This window comes from Pseudomonas triticicola (assembly GCF_019145375.1).
Lineage (GTDB): Bacteria > Pseudomonadota > Gammaproteobacteria > Pseudomonadales > Pseudomonadaceae > Aquipseudomonas > Aquipseudomonas triticicola.
This window is the reverse complement of record NZ_JAHSTX010000002.1, coordinates 125,977-145,388: the sequence shown is the minus strand read 5'-3', so window position 1 is coordinate 145,388 and position 19,412 is coordinate 125,977. Positions and strand designations below refer to the sequence as shown.

Annotated in this window: 15 protein-coding genes; 12 read left to right on the top strand and 3 right to left on the bottom strand. The window is 59.2% G+C overall.

What is annotated here, in order from left to right; all coding sequences use genetic code 11:
- Positions 1–28 precede the first annotated feature (28 nt).
- The 7 genes from apaG (at position 29) to KVG85_RS22360 (ending at position 8,109) form a co-directional block, all read left to right on the top strand.
- Positions 29–409, top strand: coding sequence for a Co2+/Mg2+ efflux facilitator ApaG/CorD (gene apaG, locus KVG85_RS22390; protein WP_217865076.1), 381 nt, complete (start codon positions 29–31; stop codon positions 407–409).
- Complete coding sequence (locus tag KVG85_RS22385) at positions 409–1,290, top strand: symmetrical bis(5'-nucleosyl)-tetraphosphatase (protein WP_217865075.1); 882 nt, start codon at positions 409–411, stop codon at positions 1,288–1,290. Before apaG ends, KVG85_RS22385 begins: the two co-directional genes overlap by 1 nt.
- A gap of 33 nt (positions 1,291–1,323) precedes the next feature.
- The gene (gene glpE, locus KVG85_RS22380; RefSeq protein WP_217865074.1) at positions 1,324–1,653 is read left to right on the top strand and encodes a thiosulfate sulfurtransferase GlpE; all 330 of its coding nucleotides are present in this window, start codon (positions 1,324–1,326) and stop codon (positions 1,651–1,653) included.
- A 296-nt stretch (positions 1,654–1,949) separates the two neighbouring features.
- Positions 1,950–3,872, top strand: a complete 1,923-nt coding sequence (locus KVG85_RS22375; protein ID WP_016772892.1) for a PrkA family serine protein kinase — start codon at positions 1,950–1,952, stop codon at positions 3,870–3,872.
- 119 nt (positions 3,873–3,991) lie between these two features.
- Positions 3,992–5,263, top strand: a complete 1,272-nt coding sequence (locus KVG85_RS22370; protein ID WP_039757709.1) for a YeaH/YhbH family protein — start codon at positions 3,992–3,994, stop codon at positions 5,261–5,263.
- Positions 5,260–6,822: a SpoVR family protein gene (locus tag KVG85_RS22365; RefSeq protein ID WP_217865073.1), complete on the top strand. Its 1,563-nt coding sequence runs from the start codon at positions 5,260–5,262 to the stop codon at positions 6,820–6,822. Before KVG85_RS22370 ends, KVG85_RS22365 begins: the two co-directional genes overlap by 4 nt.
- A 63-nt stretch (positions 6,823–6,885) precedes the next feature.
- A complete protein-coding gene (locus KVG85_RS22360; protein ID WP_217865072.1) occupies positions 6,886–8,109 on the top strand; it encodes a multifunctional CCA addition/repair protein in 1,224 nt (407 codons plus the stop codon).
- Between the two features lie 87 nt (positions 8,110–8,196).
- On the opposite strand, the gene folK is transcribed toward KVG85_RS22360, so the two are convergent.
- Both folK and folB read right to left on the bottom strand, forming a co-directional pair.
- Positions 8,197–8,712: a 2-amino-4-hydroxy-6-hydroxymethyldihydropteridine diphosphokinase gene (gene folK, locus KVG85_RS22355; protein ID WP_217865071.1), complete on the bottom strand. Its 516-nt coding sequence runs from the start codon at positions 8,710–8,712 to the stop codon at positions 8,197–8,199.
- On the bottom strand, positions 8,703–9,059 hold the full coding sequence (gene folB / locus KVG85_RS22350) for a dihydroneopterin aldolase (protein WP_016772885.1): 357 nt from the start codon (positions 9,057–9,059) through the stop codon (positions 8,703–8,705). The genes folK and folB overlap by 10 nt, the downstream gene beginning before the upstream one ends.
- A gap of 74 nt (positions 9,060–9,133) precedes the next feature.
- Between folB and plsY the strand changes: the two genes are divergently transcribed.
- On the top strand, positions 9,134–9,703 hold the full coding sequence (gene plsY, locus KVG85_RS22345; protein ID WP_024014548.1) for a glycerol-3-phosphate 1-O-acyltransferase PlsY: 570 nt from the start codon (positions 9,134–9,136) through the stop codon (positions 9,701–9,703).
- 23 nt (positions 9,704–9,726) lie between these two features.
- Here the strand turns inward: plsY and tsaD are convergent, their stop codons facing one another.
- Positions 9,727–10,752 carry a tRNA (adenosine(37)-N6)-threonylcarbamoyltransferase complex transferase subunit TsaD gene (gene tsaD / locus KVG85_RS22340; protein WP_016772883.1) on the bottom strand — a complete coding sequence of 342 codons (1,026 nt, stop codon included), beginning with the start codon at positions 10,750–10,752 and terminating at the stop codon, positions 9,727–9,729.
- 199 nt (positions 10,753–10,951) lie between these two features.
- Between tsaD and rpsU the strand changes: the two genes are divergently transcribed.
- The 4 genes from rpsU to KVG85_RS22320 all read left to right on the top strand — a co-directional run bounded on the left by rpsU (position 10,952) and on the right by KVG85_RS22320 (position 19,405).
- Positions 10,952–11,167, top strand: a complete 216-nt coding sequence (gene rpsU / locus KVG85_RS22335; protein ID WP_002551877.1) for a 30S ribosomal protein S21 — start codon at positions 10,952–10,954, stop codon at positions 11,165–11,167.
- Positions 11,168–11,653: 486 nt separating this feature from the next.
- A complete protein-coding gene (gene dnaG, locus KVG85_RS22330) occupies positions 11,654–13,618 on the top strand; it encodes a DNA primase (RefSeq protein WP_217865070.1) in 1,965 nt (654 codons plus the stop codon).
- A gap of 67 nt (positions 13,619–13,685) precedes the next feature.
- A complete protein-coding gene (gene rpoD / locus KVG85_RS22325; RefSeq protein WP_217865069.1) occupies positions 13,686–15,533 on the top strand; it encodes an RNA polymerase sigma factor RpoD in 1,848 nt (615 codons plus the stop codon).
- 125 nt (positions 15,534–15,658) lie between these two features.
- Positions 15,659–19,405: a bifunctional diguanylate cyclase/phosphodiesterase gene (locus KVG85_RS22320; RefSeq protein ID WP_217865068.1), complete on the top strand. Its 3,747-nt coding sequence runs from the start codon at positions 15,659–15,661 to the stop codon at positions 19,403–19,405.
- The last annotated feature ends 7 nt before the right edge of the window (positions 19,406–19,412 follow it).

Sequence of the window (19,412 nt, the reverse complement as noted above, 5' to 3'; positions counted from 1 at the left end):
GCGTTCCGCTTCGTTAAGGCCTTCTTGCATGTCCGATTCCCGTTATCAGGTCGATGTCAGCGTCGTCACCCGCTATCTGCCAGACCAATCGCAACCCGAACACGACCGTTTCGCCTTCGCCTACACCATCACCGTGCAGAACAACGGCAAGCTTGCGGCCAAGCTTCTCTCCCGGCACTGGGTGATTACCGATGGTGACGGCCATGTCGAAGAAGTACGCGGTGAAGGCGTCGTCGGCCAGAAGCCGCTGATCGCCGCCGGCGAAAGCCACACGTATACCAGCGGCACGGTAATGACCACCAAGGTCGGCACCATGCAGGGCACCTATCAGATGCTTTCTGATGACGGCAAACGTTTCGACGCGACGATCAAACCGTTTCGCCTCGCCGTACCCGGAGCCCTGCACTGATGACGACGTATGCCGTCGGCGACCTGCAAGGCTGCCTCGAGCCGCTCGAGTGCCTGCTCAAGCAAGTCGCGTTCGACCCGTCGCTTGATCGGCTGTGGCTGGTCGGCGACCTGGTCAATCGTGGCCCGCAGTCGTTGGAAACCCTGCGCTTTCTCTATGGCATGCGGGAATCACTGGTCTGCGTGCTGGGCAATCACGACCTGCACCTGCTGGCAGCCGCGAAGAAGATCGAGCGCCTGAAGAAAAGCGACACACTGCGCGAAATCATCGAGGCCCCCGATGGGCCGCAACTGATGGAATGGCTGCGCCAGCAAAAGCTGATGCATTACGACGAAACACGCGATGTTGCGATGGTCCATGCTGGCATCCCGCCGCAATGGTCGCTGCGCCGTGCGTTGAAGTGCGCCGCCGAAGTCGAGACCGCCCTGCGTGACGACAACGTATTCCCCGCCTACCTTGACGGTATGTACGGCAATGAACCGGCGAAATGGGACAACGACCTCAAAGGCATTGATCGTCTGCGGGTGATCACCAATTACTTCACGCGCATGCGCTTTTGCACCGCCGAAGGCAAGCTTGACCTCAAAAGCAAGGAAGGCCTCGACAGCGCCCCGCCCGGCTACAAGCCATGGTTTCAGCACAAGGAGCGCAAGACCAAGGGCCTGCGCATCATCTTCGGTCACTGGGCTGCGCTCGAGGGCAATATCCACGAGCCGGGCATTTCCGCGCTGGACACCGGATGCGTATGGGGCGGCAGCCTGACGCTGATGAACGTCGACAGCGGCGAACGTCTGTCATGTAAATGCGACGAGCACGGCGGGATTGCCCACACGGTTGCGCCACTTATCCCCGAATCTTCGCCAGTCGACGCGCCGCGTTAGACTGCACTTTCAGTTGAGCTACAGGAACCCGCCATGAGCGAATTCAAACGAATCCCCCCGGAACAGGCGCAGGCCCTGCGTGAACAAGGCGCCGTTGTGGTTGACGTACGCGATCCAGCGACCTTCGCCGCGCTGCACATCAGCGGTTCGAAGCATCTCGACAACCACTCACTGCACGCTTTCATTCAAGGCGCCGACCTTGATGCACCGACCGTCGTGGTTTGCTATCACGGCAACTCCAGTCAGGGCGCAGCCGCCTATCTGGCCAGCCAAGGTTTCTCCGATGTTTACAGCATGGACGGCGGCTTTGAGCTGTGGCGTACGACTTATCCGTCGGAAACCGCGCAAGGCACCGCCGAATAATTTTTTTGCGCAGCGCAGGCCCCGGCTGCCGTGGGCCTGCGCGCGGCAGACGAACGGTCTGCCACAACTAATTACGTATCTCGCCTTTACCTCTCGAATTCCCAACTATCCTTAAGCGCAGGCCATCCAAATCAGGGGAGAGCCGGTACACCGGCGCGCGGATCATCGGGAGTAGCTTTCGCGGTTTGTCGACCGTGGGAGAATTCTGGGGGGTAAACAGCAGCTGCCACAGCGACTGCTGCCAGCATCGACTGAGTGATCCGGCGTCGGCTCCACGTATCGAGCGAGGTGACGTCATGAGTATCTTTAGCCACTTCCAACAACGCTTCGAATCCACACGCCAGGAAGAACTCTCTCTGCAGGAGTACCTGGAGCTGTGCAAAAACGATCGCAGCGCCTACGTTTCCGCCGCCGAGCGTCTATTGATGGCGATCGGCGAACCGGAACTGCTCGACACTTCGACCAATTCGAGGCTGTCGCGCATCTTCTCCAACAAGGTGATCCGCCGCTATCCGGCCTTTGAAGACTTCCACGGGATGGAAGAATGCATCGACCAGATCGTCTCGTATTTCCGCCACGCTGCCCAAGGCCTGGAAGAGAAGAAACAGATTCTTTATCTGCTCGGCCCCGTCGGCGGCGGTAAATCGTCCCTGGCCGAGAAGCTGAAACAGCTGATGGAGAAAGTGCCTTTCTACGCCATCAAAGGCTCGCCGGTCTTCGAATCACCTTTGGGTCTGTTCAACGCCACTGAAGATGGCGCGATCCTCGAGGAAGATTTCGGCATTCCACGACGCTACCTGAACACCATCATGTCGCCCTGGGCGACCAAGCGTCTGGCCGAATTCGGCGGCGACATCAGTCAGTTCCGCGTGGTCAAGCTTTACCCGTCGATCCTCAATCAGATTGCGGTGGCCAAGACCGAACCCGGTGACGAGAACAACCAGGACATCTCGGCGCTGGTCGGCAAGGTCGATATCCGCAAGCTCGAAGAATTCCCGCAGAACGACGCCGATGCCTACAGCTACTCTGGTGCGCTGTGCCGAGCCAACCAGGGCTTGATGGAATTCGTCGAAATGTTCAAGGCGCCGATCAAGGTGCTGCACCCATTACTGACCGCTACTCAAGAAGGTAACTACAACAGTACCGAAGGCCTCGGCGCGATTCCGTTCACCGGGATTTTGCTGGCTCACTCCAACGAGTCGGAGTGGCACACCTTCCGCAACAACAAGAACAACGAGGCGTTCATCGACCGGATCTACATCGTCAAAGTGCCGTACTGCCTGCGCGTCAGCGATGAAGTGAAGATCTACGACAAACTCCTGTTCAACAGTTCCTTGTCCAAGGCGCACTGCGCACCGGACACCTTGAAAATGCTTGCGCAATTCACCGTGCTGTCGCGCCTCAAGGAGCCGGAAAACTCCAACATCTATTCGAAGATGCGCGTCTACGACGGTGAAAACCTCAAGGACACCGATCCGAAGGCCAAGTCGATTCAGGAGTATCGCGATTCGGCCGGTGTCGACGAAGGCATGAACGGCCTGTCGACCCGCTTCGCCTTCAAGATCCTCTCCAAGGTGTTCAACTTCGACCCGCATGAAATCGCCGCCAACCCGGTGCACCTGCTCTATGTGCTTGAACAACAGATCGAACAGGAACAGTTCCAGGCCGAAACCCGCGAACGTTACCTGCGCTATCTGAAGGAATACCTGGCGCCGCGCTACATCGAGTTCATCGGCAAGGAAATCCAGACCGCTTATCTGGAGTCCTACAGCGAATACGGTCAGAACATCTTCGACCGCTACGTGCTGTATGCGGATTTCTGGATTCAGGATCAGGAGTATCGCGACCCGGAGACCGGCGAGATTCTCAACCGCGTGGCGCTGAACGAAGAACTGGAGAAAATCGAGAAACCGGCCGGGATCAGCAATCCGAAGGATTTCCGCAACGAGATCGTCAACTTCGTTCTGCGCGCCCGGGCCAACAACAACGGCAAGAACCCGACCTGGCTCAGCTACGAAAAACTGCGGGTGGTCATCGAGAAGAAAATGTTCTCCAACACCGAAGACCTGCTGCCCGTCATCAGTTTCAACGCCAAGGCCAGCAAGGAGGATCAGCAGAAACACAACGACTTCGTTACGCGAATGGTTGAACGTGGCTATACCGATAAACAGGTACGCCTGCTGTCCGAATGGTACCTGCGGGTCCGCAAGTCGCAGTGAGGCAGCTGCAAGCTATAAGCCACAAGCTGCAAGAACGAAGCGCGTGAACCCGAAAACACGGGCATTCGCTTCTACTTGCAGCTTGCAGCTCGAAACTTGAAGCTCCCCGGAGGGGCCTTATGAGCTATGTGATCGACCGACGCCTCAATGGCAAGAACAAGAGCACGGTGAACCGCCAGCGTTTTCTGCGGCGTTACCGTGACCACATCAAGAAGGCTGTCGAAGAGGCAGTCAGCCGCCGCTCCATCACGGATATGGAGCACGGCGAGCAGATCAGCATTCCCGGTCGCGACATCGACGAACCGGTGCTTCACCATGGTCGCGGCGGCAAACAGACCGTGGTGCATCCCGGCAACAAGGAATTTACTGCCGGCGAACATATCGCTCGTCCCCCGGGAGGCGGTGGCGGGCGCGGTCCGGGCAAGGCCGGCAACTCCGGCGAAGGCATGGACGAGTTCGTCTTCCAGATCACCCAGGAAGAATTCCTCGAGTTCATGTTCGAAGACCTGGAACTGCCGAATCTGGTCAAACGCAACCTGACCGGCACCGACACGTTCAAAACCGTCCGCGCCGGGATCAGCAACGAAGGTAACCCCTCACGCATCAATATCATTCGCACCTTGCGCTCGGCTCATGCGCGTCGTATCGCCCTGTCCGGCAGCAGCCGCGCGAAACTGCGCGAAGCCAAGGAAGAGCTGGCACGGCTCAAGCGCGAAGAACCGGACAACTTCGGCGATATTCAGGAACTCGAAGCTGAAATCGAGAAACTCAGCGCGCGCATTCACCGGGTGCCGTTCCTCGACACCTTCGATTTGAAATACAACTTGCTGGTCAAGCAACCCAACCCCAGTTCCAAAGCAGTGATGTTCTGCCTGATGGACGTTTCCGGTTCGATGACGCAGGCGACCAAGGACATCGCCAAGCGCTTTTTCATCTTGCTGTACCTGTTTCTCAAGCGTAACTACGACAAAATTGACGTGGTGTTCATCCGTCACCACACCAGCGCCCGAGAGGTGGACGAGGAGGAGTTTTTCTATTCTCGTGAGACCGGCGGTACCATTGTTTCGAGCGCCCTGAAGCTGATGCAGGAAATCATGGCCGAGCGCTATCCGAGCAATGAGTGGAACATCTACGCCGCTCAGGCCTCCGACGGCGACAACTGGAACGACGATTCGCCGATCTGCCGTGACATCCTGATCAACCAGATCATGCCGTTTGTGCAGTACTACACTTATGTGGAGATCACCCCGCGCGAACATCAGGCCCTGTGGTACGAATACGAACGCATCGCCGAAGCCTTCTCTGACACGTTTGCCCAGCAGCAACTGGTCTCGGCCGGAGATATCTATCCGGTCTTCCGTGAACTCTTCCAGCGCAGGTTAGTGACATGACCGCCAAAGAGCAGAAACGCCAACCGATTTCCACCGGCTCCGAATGGACATTCGAGCTGATCCAGACCTACGACCGCGAAATCGCCCGGATCGCGGCCCGCTATGCTCTGGACACCTATCCCAACCAGATCGAAGTGATCACCGCCGAGCAGATGATGGACGCCTATGCCTCGGTGGGCATGCCGCTGGGCTATCACCACTGGTCCTACGGCAAACACTTCCTCAGCACAGAGAAATCCTACAGTCGCGGGCAGATGGGCCTGGCCTACGAGATCGTGATCAACTCCGATCCGTGCATCGCCTATCTGATGGAAGAAAATACCATCTGCATGCAGGCGTTGGTGGTGGCCCATGCCTGCTATGGCCACAACAGCTTCTTCAAGGGCAATTACCTGTTCCGCACCTGGACCGACGCCAGTTCGATCATCGATTACCTGGTATTCGCCAAGCAGTACATCATGCAGTGCGAGGAACGCCACGGCATCGACGCCGTGGAAGATCTGCTCGATTCCTGCCATGCCTTGATGAATTACGGCGTCGACCGCTACAAGCGTCCGTATCCGATTTCCGCCGAAGAAGAGCGCCGGCGGCAGAAGGATCGCGAAGAGCATCTGCAGAAGCAGATCAATGATCTGTGGCGCACCATTCCCAAGGGCGCGGACAAATACAGCGACAAGGACAACGCCCGCTTCCCGGCCGAGCCGCAGGAAAACATCCTCTATTTCATTGAGAAACACGCACCGCTGCTGGAGCCGTGGCAGCGCGAGATCGTGCGTATCGTGCGCAAAATCGCCCAGTATTTCTATCCACAGCGCCAGACTCAGGTGATGAACGAAGGCTGGGCAACGTTCTGGCATTACACGCTGATGAATGATTTGTACGACGAAGGCCTGGTCACCGACGGTTTCATGATGGAGTTCCTTACCTCGCACACCAGCGTGGTATTCCAACCGGGTTTCGACAGTCCGTACTACAGCGGCATCAACCCGTATGCGTTGGGTTTCGCCATGTACCGCGACATTCGGCGCATGTGCGAAGAGCCTACCGAAGAGGATCGCCGCTGGTTCCCGGACATCGCCGGTTCCGACTGGCTGTCGACCATCAAGTTCGCCATGAGCAGCTTCAAGGATGAAAGCTTCATCCTGCAGTACCTGTCGCCCAAGGTGATCCGCGATCTGAAGCTGTTCAGCATTCTTGATGATGACCAGAAAGATGACCTGCTGGTGCCGGCCATCCATGACGAAGGCGGCTACCGGATCATCCGTGAAACCCTGGCAGCGCAGTACAACCTCGGCAATCGTGAACCGAACGTGCAGATCTACAGCATCGACCGGCGCGGCGATCGCTCGCTAACCCTGCGTCACCAGCAGCACGACCGCAAACCGCTGGGCGACTCCACCGATGAAGTGCTCAAGCACTTGCACCGGTTATGGGGTTTTGACATTCATCTGGAAACCCTGCAGGGCGACCAGATCATGAAAACCCACCATGTGCCGCCGCGCAGTGAACACAGCGAAGGCGATTACGGCCGGCTCGACCTGGCCGTGATTCATCTTTGATCCGGTTCTGGCCTCCGAAAGTCTGACGCAAGGGTTATCCTGTCGGACTAACGGAGGTTTTTTATGCAGGTTTACAAGGTTGGCGGCGCAGTACGTGATCGCCTGTTGGGGTTGCCGGTCACTGACATCGACCGGGTCGTGGTCGGCGCGACCACTGAAGAAATGCTCGCCAAGGGATTCCGCCCGGTCGGCGCGGATTTTCCGGTGTTTCTGCACCCCAAAACCGGTGAGGAATACGCCCTCGCCCGCACAGAGCGCAAAAGCGGTCGCGGTTACGGCGGTTTCACTTTCTACGCAAGTCCCGAAGTCACGCTTGAAGAAGACCTGATTCGCCGCGACCTGACGATCAATGCCATGGCCGAGGACGATCAGCTCAACCTGACCGATCCGTACCATGGTCAGCGCGATCTTGAAGCGCGAATCCTGCGCCATGTTTCCCCGGCGTTCGCCGAAGATCCGTTGCGAGTGCTGCGCGTTGCCCGTTTTGCTGCACGCTACGCAGGATTGGGCTTTACGGTCGCCGACGAGACAATGGACCTGATGCGTCAGCTCAGCGAGTCCGGCGAATTACAGGCGCTGACTGCCGAACGTAGCTGGAAGGAGATTTCCCGGGCACTGCTGGAAGACCACCCGCAGGTGTTCATTCAGGTCTTGCGCGACTGTGGCGCACTCAAAGAGCTAATGCCGGAAGTCGACGCCTTGTTCGGCGTGCCGCAGCCAGAGACTCACCACCCGGAAATCGACACAGGCCTGCACACCCTGAGCGTGCTGGAGCAGTCAGCCCTGCACAAACAACCACTGACGGTGCGCTGGGCCTGCCTGCTGCACGACTTGGGCAAAGGCCTGACGCCGGAAGACGAATGGCCTCGGCATATCGCCCATGAGCACACCGGGCTGAAGCTGATCAAAGCGGTCAACGAGCGCTTCAAGGTCCCCAAGGACTGTCAGGAACTGGCGCTGCTGGTCGGCCAGTATCACACCCATGGGCACCGGGCGCTGGAGTTGAAAGCTTCAACGCTGCTGGAGTTGCTGCAGAGTTTCGATATCTATCGGCGGCCGCAGCGATTCGAAGAGTTTATCGCCGCGTGCGAGATGGATGCCCGTGGCCGCGAGGGCCTGGAGCAGCGCAGTTATCCACAGGCGGACTATTTGCGCGGAGCGGCGCAAGCCGCGCGGGAAGTGGCGGTTCAGCCGTTGCTGGAGCAGGGATTCAAGGGACCGGAACTGGGCGAAGCGCTGAAGCGGGAACGGTTGAAAGCATTGAAAATCTACAAAGACAACGCCTGAAGCAAGAGCGAAAGATCGCAGCCTTCGGCAGCTCCAGGGAAACGCAAATTCCTCTATAGGAGCTGCCGAAGGCTGCGATCTTTTGCTTTAAAGATTCGACGGAGTCAATTGCTGCCCATTCCATTCGAATGCAACCGGCGCCAACTCCTGATCAATCTGCGCCTCGGCCCACAACGTCGCAAAGCTTTGGCCCACCCCCGGATGCACCCGCTCCGGCGCAATCAACGACAGCGGCCACAGCACAAAGGCATTTTTCAGAATTTCCGCACGCGGCAGTACCAATCCGTCGAAATTACCCACCAGATCGCCATACAGCAGCACGTCGATATCCAGCGGCAAGCCCTTGCGATCCGGCGCATATCGACCGTTATCCGCCTCGATGAATTTCAAGCGGCGATCGAGCTCCATCAACGGCAGATCGGTGTAGGCCGAGACCACGAAATTGAAGAACGGCCCGCTCTTGATGCCCACCGGCTGGCTCTCGAACACCGCCGAACAACGGATATCCACCAGAAATTTGGCCAGCGCATCGAGACCTGCGCGCAAATGGGTTTCGCGCTCGATATTGCTACCGAGCCCGAGGTAGACCTGAGTCAGCGACATCCGCGCTCGATCTCCACACCCACACCACCCTTGGCGGCCGGCACCGCGCCCGGTTTGGTCAGTTTCAGCCGCACCCAGGTGATCTTGAATTCGGCCATGAGCACTTCAACCAGACGCTCGGCAAAGGTTTCGACCAACTGGAACTGCGCCTGCTCGGCGAAGGCCTGAATGCGCGTGGAAACACTGGCGTAATCGAGCGCCAGGGTCAGGTCGTCACCGGCGGCAGCCGGGCGATTGTCCCAGGCGAAGCTCAGATCAAGACGCAGGCACTGACGGATGCCACGCTCCCAGTCGTAGGCACCGATCACGGTGTCGACTTCCAGGCCCTCGATAAACACTCTGTCCAAGCACTTCTCTCCGCTGCACGACAAGGGCGCGATGCGCCGTTAGAATCAGGGCGTCCTCGCCCGGAATAGTTAGCATGTTTTGGTTACTGGCGATTCTCGCCTACCTGCTCGGCTCGCTGTCCTTTGCCATTTTGCTCAGCCGCCTGACCGGAAATCCGGATCCGCGAATGAGTGGCTCGGGTAATGCCGGCGCCACCAACATGCTGCGCCTGGCCGGTCGCAAACTGGCGATCCTGACCCTACTCGGTGATCTGTGCAAAGGCCTGCTGCCGGTGCTGATCGCCTCGAGCGCGGGCCTTTCGCTGCAGGATCAGGCCTGGATTGGCGTGTGCGCCGTGATCGGTCACCTGTTCCCGCTGTACTTCCGTTTTCGTGGCGGCAAAGGCGTTGCCACTGCTGCCGGCATGCTGCTCGGCCTGTATCCACCCGCCGCGCTGCTGGCGGTGTGCGCCTGGCTGCTGACGTTCTACCTGACCCGCACCAGCTCGCTGGCGGCGCTGATTGCCACGCCACTGACCCTGCCGTTGCTGGCCTGGCAAGAGCCGGAAGCCTTGCTGCCAATGAGCGCGCTGACCTTGCTGATTGTCTGGCGCCATCGCGGCAATCTACGCGACCTGTTTGCCGGGCGCGAACGGCATTTCTGACTGCCGTTCATGAGCGTCGCTCATTACAGCGCCGACAACTGTTCCATTGGCCAGCGTGCCTGCACGGTGATTGCCAGACTTTCCTGCTGGCCGGCCTTCAGGCGCTGGCAACCGGCAAACGCGATCATCGCGCCATTGTCGGTGCAGAACTCCGGGCGCGCATAGAACACATCGCCCTTCATATCGCCGAGCATCTTTTCCAGCGAAACCCGCAACGCCTTGTTGGCGCTGACGCCTCCGGCAATCACCAGCCGCTTCATGCCCGCCTGTTTCAGGGCGCGCTTGCACTTGATGGTCAAAGTCTCCACCACAGCCTGCTGGAACGCCAGCGCGATGTCGCAACGGGCTTGCTCACCGTCGTCCCCGGCGCTGACGCATTGCTGCCACGTGTTGAGGGCGAAGGTTTTCAAGCCGCTGAAGCTGAAGTCCAGACCTGGGCGATCACACATCGGACGCGGAAAAGTGAAACGTCCTGCGACGCCCTTCTCGGCCAGCTTGGCGATTTCCGGCCCGCCGGGGTAATTGAGGCCCATCATCTTTGCGGTTTTGTCGAAGGCTTCGCCCGCTGCGTCGTCGAGCGTCTCGCCGAGCAGGCTGTACTGGCCAATGCCATCGACCTGAACCAGCTGTGTATGACCACCGGAAACCAACAAAGCGACGAACGGGAATTGCGGCGGTTTCGGCTCCAGCATCGGCGCCAGCAAGTGGCCTTCCATATGGTGCACGCCAAGCGCCGGAATGCCCCAGGCAAACGCCAGCGCCTGCGCGCAGGATGCACCCACCAGCAGCGCGCCGACCAGGCCAGGACCTGCGGTGTAGGCGATTGCGTCGATCTCGGTCGGCACACAGTCGGCCTCGGCCAACACCTGACGGATCAAGGGCAGCATGCGTTTGACGTGGTCACGCGAGGCCAGCTCCGGCACCACACCGCCATAGACGCGGTGCAGGTCGATCTGACTGAACAGCGCGTCGGCCAGCAGACCGCGCTCACTGTCATATAATGCGACGCCGGTTTCGTCGCAGGAGGTTTCTAATCCCAGTACTAGCATGGGTTTGCGCCTTGTTTAGGCTGAATTCGAAGGCGCGCATAATAGTCGCCACGTGATGCCCCGACCAGCGGTTTTCGATCAGAGGCTTTGCATTCCGAGCGATGAGGGGTTAACATCCGCAACCCTTAAAAACCGACGTCTTCAAGTGCTCTTTTGCCGCGAGGATGTTGACCCCGGTAATGAATGAAGGTAGCTCTGGATGCCAGCCGTCAAAGTAAAAGAGAACGAACCCTTCGACGTAGCTCTGCGTCGTTTCAAGCGCTCCTGCGAAAAAGCCGGTGTACTGGCTGAAGTTCGTAGCCGCGAATTTTACGAGAAGCCAACTTCTGAGCGTAAGCGCAAAGCAGCAGCCGCTGTTAAGCGTCACGCCAAGAAAGTTCAGCGCGAACAGCGCCGCGCCGTTCGTCTGTACTAATCCACAGACGTTCGTAGCAAGCTTCTTGCCTAAGCCCGGCCCTCAGCCGGGCTAATGGCATTTGCGTAAAACGCTTGATGCTTCACCGTCGACGCCGCAGATGCGACCGAGACAAATCTGCTTCACCGCGTCAGGCCTGGCTCTTTTGCCAGCGGTGCACGTCTTTTCTGACGAGCCTTTCAAGGCTACTGACGAGCACACCCACTGATTCCTCTTACGACGATCAGCCCAAGGCACCTGCATGCGTGCCCGCTTTATTGAGCTATCCGAGGCCGACAACCGGCCGTCAGCGGATTCAGCGCAACACTTTCAAATAGTCGAAGACTGATAGGTACTAACGTCAGTGGATTTTCGGCAGATACACTTCCCGACAGCGATCACGCAGACGACACCGGTCGAGCCGCACTTTTTGTGCGTTTCCAGCAATGGCCCGCGTCCGACAGGCTGTCGCAACGGATTTATTGCAGCGCAGACGACGAGAACGCCATGGCCGGGCTGATTCCCCAGAGCTTCATTGACGACCTGCTGAACCGCACCGACATTGTCGACGTGGTCAGCTCGCGCGTGCAATTGAAGAAGGCCGGCAAGAACTACACCGCCTGCTGCCCGTTCCACAAAGAGAAAACCCCGTCGTTCAGCGTCAGCCCCGACAAGCAGTTCTATTACTGCTTCGGTTGCGGCGCCGGCGGCAACGCCCTCGGCTTTCTAATGGATCACGACAACCTGGATTTCCCCCAGGCCGTCGAAGATCTGGCCAAAGCCGCCGGCATGGAAATCCCCCGCGAAGAAAGCGGCCGCGAGCGCAAGCCGCGTCAGCCGACCGATTCGCCGCTGTATCCACTGCTCACCGCCGCCGCTGATTTTTATCGGCAGGCACTCAAGAGCCATCCATCGCGCAAGGCTGCGGTGGATTACCTCAAGGGCCGCGGCCTGACCGGCGAGATCGCTCGGGATTTCGGCCTCGGCTTTGCGCCGCCAGGCTGGGACAACCTGCTCAAGCATCTGAGCAGCGACACCCTGCAACAGAAGGCCATGATCGAAGCCGGCCTGCTGATCGAAAACGCCGAAACCGGTAAGCGCTATGATCGCTTCCGCGATCGCGTGATGTTCCCGATCCGCGACACCCGCGGACGAATCATCGCCTTCGGCGGCCGCGTACTGGGCGACGACAAGCCCAAGTACCTGAACTCACCGGAAACCCCGGTATTCCATAAAGGTCAGGAACTCTACGGCCTCTATGAAGCGCGCAAGAACAATCGCAACCTCGATGAAATCATCGTTGTCGAGGGTTACATGGACGTCATCGCCCTCGCCCAGCAAGGCTTGCGCAATGCCGTCGCCACGCTGGGTACCGCGACCAGCGAAGAACACCTCAAGCGCCTGTTCCGCGTCGTGCCGAACGTATTGTTCTGCTTCGACGGCGACCAGGCGGGCCGCAACGCTGCCTGGCGTGCACTGGAAGCGACCCTGCCGTGTCTGCAAGACGGTCGTCGCGCGCGGTTCCTGTTTTTGCCCGAAGGCGAAGACCCGGACACCCTGGTTCGCGCCGAAGGCACCGACGCTTTCAAGGCGCGCATCAATCAGCACGCGCAGCCGCTGGCCGATTATTTTTTCCAGCAACTGACCGAAGAGGCCGACCCGCGCTCGCTTGAGGGCAAGGCGCACATGGCCACCCTCGCCGCACCGCTGATCGACAAGGTGCCGGGCGCGAACCTGCGTATCCTCATGCGTCAGCGCCTGACCGAAATCACCGGCCTGAGCAGCGAGACCGTCAGCCAATTGGTTCAGAGTGTGCCGCAGGAAGCACCGCCCGCCTACGATCCGGGCTTCGATTACGACGCCATGCCGGACTACAGCGACTACCATCAGCCGCAGGCACAGGACATGTACGCGCCGCAGCAGGAATGGACGCCGAAGAAACCCGGCGCCGGCGGCAAGAAGTGGGACAAGAAACCGTGGGACAAGAACGGCAAGCGCGGTGGCGATCGCGAACAGCAGCGCCCGCGCACGCCGATTGGCGTCGAATCGCCAACCCTCACGGCATTGAGAACATTGCTCCATCATCCGCAACTGGCCAAGCGCGTCGAGGACGCCGGGCACATTGCCGATGAAAATCAGACCAACGCCCAGTTGCTTGTGGCGCTGCTCGAAGCCGTACAGAAGAATCCCAAGCTAAACTCATTTCAGTTGATCGCGCGATGGCACGGTACTGAACAGGGCCGCTTGCTCAAGGCGCTGGCCGAAAAGGAATGGCTGATTGACGGAGATAACCTTGAACAACAGTTTTTCGACACCATTACTAGCTTGTCCGCCCGCCAACGCGAGCGAAATCTCGAACAGTTACTCAGGAAAGCGCGGCAAAGCGAACTGAGCGTCGAAGAGAAAAATCAACTGCGCGACCTTTTAAGTCGCAATGTTTCCGCATCAAACCCGACCTCAACTGGCGCGTGAGGTCATAGCTCAGGTATAATCCTCGGCTTGTTTTTTGCCCGCCAAGACCTTCAGTGGATAGGGTGTTATGTCCGGAAAAGCGCAACAGCAGTCTCGTATTATTGAGTTGATCAAACTGGGTCGTGAGCAGAAGTATCTGACTTACGCCGAGGTCAACGACCACCTGCCCGAGGATATTTCAGATCCGGAGCAGGTGGAAGACATCATCCGCATGATTAACGACATGGGGATCCCCGTACACGAGAGTGCTCCGGATGCGGACGCCCTTATGTTGGCCGACGCCGATACCGACGAGGCCGCTGCGGAAGAAGCAGCCGCTGCGTTGGCGGCGGTGGAGACCGATATCGGTCGCACCACTGACCCGGTGCGCATGTACATGCGTGAAATGGGTACGGTCGAGCTTCTGACCCGTGAAGGCGAAATCGAAATCGCCAAGCGGATCGAAGAAGGCATTCGTGAAGTGATGAGCGCAATTGCGCACTTCCCTGGCACGGTTGACCACATTCTCTCCGAGTACACCCGCGTCACCACCGAAGGTGGTCGCCTGTCCGACGTCCTGAGCGGTTATATCGACCCGGACGACGGCATCGCGCCGCCTGCGGCAGAAGTGCCGCCGCCGGTTGACCCGAAAGCCGTCAAGGCCGACGACGATACCGACGACGATGATGCCGAATCTTCCGATGACGAAGAAGAAGCCGAAAGCGGTCCGGACCCGGTCATCGCGGCGCAGCGCTTCGGCGCGGTGGCGGACCAGATGGAAATCACCCGCAAGGCCCTGAAAAAGCACGGTCGTCACAACAAGGCAGCGGTTGCCGAGTTGCTGGCTCTGGCCGAGCTGTTCATGCCGATCAAACTGGTGCCGAAGCAATTCGAAGCCCTGGTCGAGCGTGTGCGCAGTGCCCTGGATCGTCTGCGTCAGCAAGAGCGCGCGATCATGCAGCTGTGCGTACGTGATGCACGTATGCCACGCGCCGATTTCCTGCGTCAGTTCCCGGGTAACGAAGTCGACGAAAGCTGGTCCGACGCCCTGGCCAAAGGCAAGAGCAAGTACGCCGAAGCCATCGGTCGCGTGCAGCCGGATATCGTCCGTTGCCAGCAGAAACTGATCGCGCTGGAAACCGAGACCGGTCTGACCATCGCTGAAATCAAGGACATCAACCGTCGCATGTCGATCGGTGAGGCCAAGGCCCGCCGCGCGAAGAAAGAGATGGTTGAAGCCAACCTGCGTCTGGTGATCTCGATCGCCAAGAAGTACACCAACCGCGGCCTGCAATTCCTCGATCTGATCCAGGAAGGCAACATCGGCCTGATGAAGGCAGTGGACAAGTTCGAATACCGTCGCGGTTACAAGTTCTCGACTTATGCCACCTGGTGGATCCGTCAGGCGATCACTCGCTCGATCGCCGACCAGGCGCGCACCATCCGTATTCCGGTGCACATGATCGAGACGATCAACAAGCTCAACCGTATTTCCCGGCAGATGTTGCAGGAAATGGGTCGCGAACCGACTCCGGAAGAGCTGGGCGAACGCATGGAAATGCCTGAGGACAAGATCCGCAAGGTGCTGAAGATCGCCAAAGAGCCGATCTCCATGGAAACCCCGATCGGTGATGACGAAGACTCCCATCTGGGCGACTTCATCGAAGACTCGACCATGCAGTCGCCAATCGATGTCGCCACGGTGGAAAGTCTGAAGGAAGCGACTCGCGAAGTGCTGTCCGGCCTCACTGCCCGTGAAGCCAAGGTACTGCGCATGCGTTTCGGTATCGACATGAACACCGACCATACGCTCGAAGAAGTTGGCAAACAGTTTGACGTAACGCGTGAGCGGATCCGTCAGATCGAAGCCAAGGCGCTGCGCAAGCTGCGCCATCCGACGCGAAGCGAGCATCTGCGCTCCTTCCTCGACGAGTGATACCAGAACCCCCGGCCCAGGCCGGGGGTTTTGTTTTATGGCAGATTAAATTCCCCGCTCCGCCCTCCCCGCTGCGTACCCCGTCTACACTCGAAACAATCACTCCAAGCCCTGACGAGAGCGTTATGCCCAGACTGGCGCCCGTGCTTTTTCTGCTGTCATTGATGATCTGCACCGCCACGGCTGACGCGCTGACTCTCACCGATGAAGAACGCAGCTGGCTGGCGGCTCACCCTGACTTGCGCCTGGGTGTCGACGCGTCGTGGCCGCCTTTCGAATTTCGTGACGATCAGAACCGCTATCAGGGTCTCGCCGCTGACTATATCGACGTGATTCGCCAACGTCTGGCGATCAGGCTGACGCCGATCGAACCGGCAAGCTGGACGGTGGTGCTGGAGCAGGTGAAAAAAGGCAAGATCGATTTGTTGCCGGGAATCATGTCCACGCCGGAGCGCCAGAATTACCTGTCATTTACCCGGCCGTATCTCGACTTCCCGATCGTCATCCTTGCCCATGTCGGCGGCGCCCAGCCGCGCAAACTCGACGACCTGTACGGTCTGAAAATCGCCGTGGTGGAAAACTACGCCCCCCACGAACTGCTGCGTACTCACCACCCCGACCTGAATCTGGTCGCCATGCCCAATGTCAGCTCGGCGCTGCAAGCTTTGGCGACCGATGAAGTGGACGCGGTGGTCGGCGATCTCGCTTCCAGCGTGTGGAGCCTGCGCCAGCTCAAGCTCGACGGCCTCTACGTCAGCGGCGAAACCCCATATCGCTATCAATTGGCGATGGCCGTGCCCCGCGACAACAAGGTGCTGGTCGGGATACTTGATAAAGTCCTCGCCGACATGACGCCGGCGGAAATCAGTAGCATCCAGGAACATTGGGTCGGTAATGTGCTCGACCACCGCACGTTCTGGTCGGACCTGCTGATGTACGGTCTGCCCGGTCTGTTGCTGCTGATGACGATCCTCGCCGTGGTGATTCGCATCAACCGCCGCCTGAGTTCGGAAATCAGCCGGCGCATCGACCTCGAACAGGAATTGCGCAGTAGCGAATATCACTACCGTGGCCTGGTAGAGAGCTTGTCGGCCATCGCCTGGGAAGCGCGGATGAGCGACTTCACCTACAGCTATGTCTCGCCGCACGCTGAAGACTTGCTCGGTTATCCACAGTCTCACTGGCTGATTCCGGGCTTCTGGCACAACATCATTCACCCCGCGGACCTGACCCGCACGCAGAACTACTGCAAGGAAGCGCTGCGCCAGGGCCGCGATCACATCGTCGACTACCGCGTGATCACCGCCGACGGTCGCTGCCTGTGGGTGCGGGACATCGTCAGCCTGATTGAGCACGGCCACGAGCCAGTGATGCGCGGCCTGATGATCGATATCAGCGAGATCAAGCGCACTGAAGAGGCGCTGCGCCTGTCGGAGCAGAAGTTCGCTTCGGTGTTCGAGCAATGTCCGGACATTCTGGTGATTGCACGCCTGTCCGACGGCTGCCTGCTGGAGGTCAACGAGGCCTTCGAAGAGCAGATCGGCCTCAGGGCCGAGGACGTGATCGGGCAGACCGCCACCAACCTCAATATCTGGGGCATTCCCGGCGTCGGGCCGGGCCTCTTGCAGCGTTTGCAGGCCGGCAGCATCCGTAATCTGGAAATGCCCTTTCGCCGCAACAACGGCCAGGTGTTCACCGGGCTGATTTCCGCCGAACCCTTCGACCTCGATACCACTCCGGCGCTGGTAGTCGTGGTGCGCGACATCAGCCAGCTCAAGGAAACCCAACAGCAACTGCAAACCTCTGAAGAGAAATTCGCCAAGGCTTTCCATGCGTCGCCCGACGGCCTGCTGCTGTCACGCCAGAGCGACGGCCTGCTGCTGGAGGTCAACGAAGGTTTCAGCCGCATCACCGGTTTCAACAGCGCCATGTCGGTGGATCGGTCGACGCTGGATCTGGGCATCTGGGTCAACCTCAACGAACGCAAACAGATGCTCGATTTGCTGCAGCGCGACGGTTTCGTCCGCGACTTCACTTGCCACATCCGTCGCAGCGACGGGCAGATTCGCCTGTGCGAAGTGTCCAGTCGCCCGCTGCCGATTGGCGACGAGGATTGCATGCTGACCATCGCCCGCGACATCACCGAACGCCATCTCATGCAGGAAAAACTGCAGCAGGCCGCCACCGTTTTCGAGAGCACCGCCGAGGGCGTATTGATCACCGATACTCAACAACACATCAGCGCCGTCAATCGTGCTTTCACCGAAATTACCGGCTATAGCGAAAGCGAAGCACTGGGCCACACGCCACGCTTGCTGGCCTCAGGGCTGCACGACAGCGCGTTCTACGCGGCGATGTGGCACCAATTGACCGACGAGGGACACTGGCAAGGCGAGATTTCCAACCGGCGCAAGAACGGCGAGCTGTACCCGAGCTGGCTGACCATCAGCGCCGTACGTAATCGCGACAAGTTCATCACCCACTTCGTCGCGGTATTCGCCGATATTTCCAGCCTCAAGCACGCCCAGGCCAAGCTCGATTACCAGGCTCACCACGACCCGCTGACCGGCCTGCCCAATCGCACTTTGTTCGAAAGTCGCCTGCAAATGGCCTTGACCAGCCAACAGGAAAATGGCGGCCAGGGCGCGGTGCTGTTTCTCGATCTGGACCGCTTCAAGCACATCAACGACAGCCTCGGCCACCCGGTGGGCGACCTGTTGCTCAAGGGCATCGCCGTGCGTTTGAAGGAACAGTTACGAGATATCGACACCGTCGCGCGATTGGGCGGTGACGAATTCATCATTTTGCTGCCGGGCTTGCAGCAAGCCAGCGACGCCGACAACATCGCGACGAAACTGCTCAACTGCTTCGGCGCGCCGTTCCAGGCCGGCGAACACGAGTTCTTTATCAGCGCCAGCATCGGCACCAGCCTCTATCCCCGCGACGGTTGCGATGTGGCCACCCTGGTGAAAAACGCCGACGCGGCGATGTACCGTTCCAAGGCCAAGGGGCGCAACCGTGTCGAGAGCTACACCCGCGACCTCACCGCCCAGGCCAGCGAACGCATAGCACTGGAGCACGAACTGCGCCGCGCCATCGAGCGTGATGAGCTGTTTCTCTATTACCAACCAAAAATCAGCCTGGTCGACCACAGCCTTGTCGGCGCCGAAGCGCTGATTCGCTGGCGCCACCCGACCTTCGGCGACGTGCCGCCCGAGCATTTCATTCCGCTCGCGGAAGAAAACGGCATGATCCTGCAGATCGGTGACTGGGTGCTGGAGACCGCTTGCCGGCAGATGTTCGAGTGGAACGAGATCTACCAACCGCTCGGTCCGCTTTCGGTAAACCTCGCCGGTGCGCAATTGCGTCAGCCCAACCTGTTGGTGCGCATCGAACAACTGCTCAAGGACAACCACCTCAGGCCGGATTTACTGCAACTGGAAATTACCGAGAACTTCATCATGAGTCAGGCCGAAGAGGCGCTGGCAGTGCTACACCAACTCAAACACCTCGGTGTGCAACTGGCGATCGATGACTTCGGCACCGGCTACTCCTCGCTCAGCTACCTCAAACGCCTGCCGCTGGACATCCTCAAGATCGACCAGTCCTTCGTCCGTGGACTGCCTGACGATCCCCACGACGCGGCCATTGTGCGCGCCATCATCGCGCTCGGCCGCAGCATGCAATTCACCGTGATTGCCGAAGGCGTGGAAACCCAGGCGCAACAACAATTCCTCGCTGCTGAAGGGTGCGAACAGATACAGGGCTACATCGTCAGCCTGCCGCTGCCCCCGGACGAATTCGCCGCGACGTTTCTGCATGTAACCGTATCGGATTTTTCGGATAGCACAGCCGCGAAACCGTCGCTATAATCCGCGG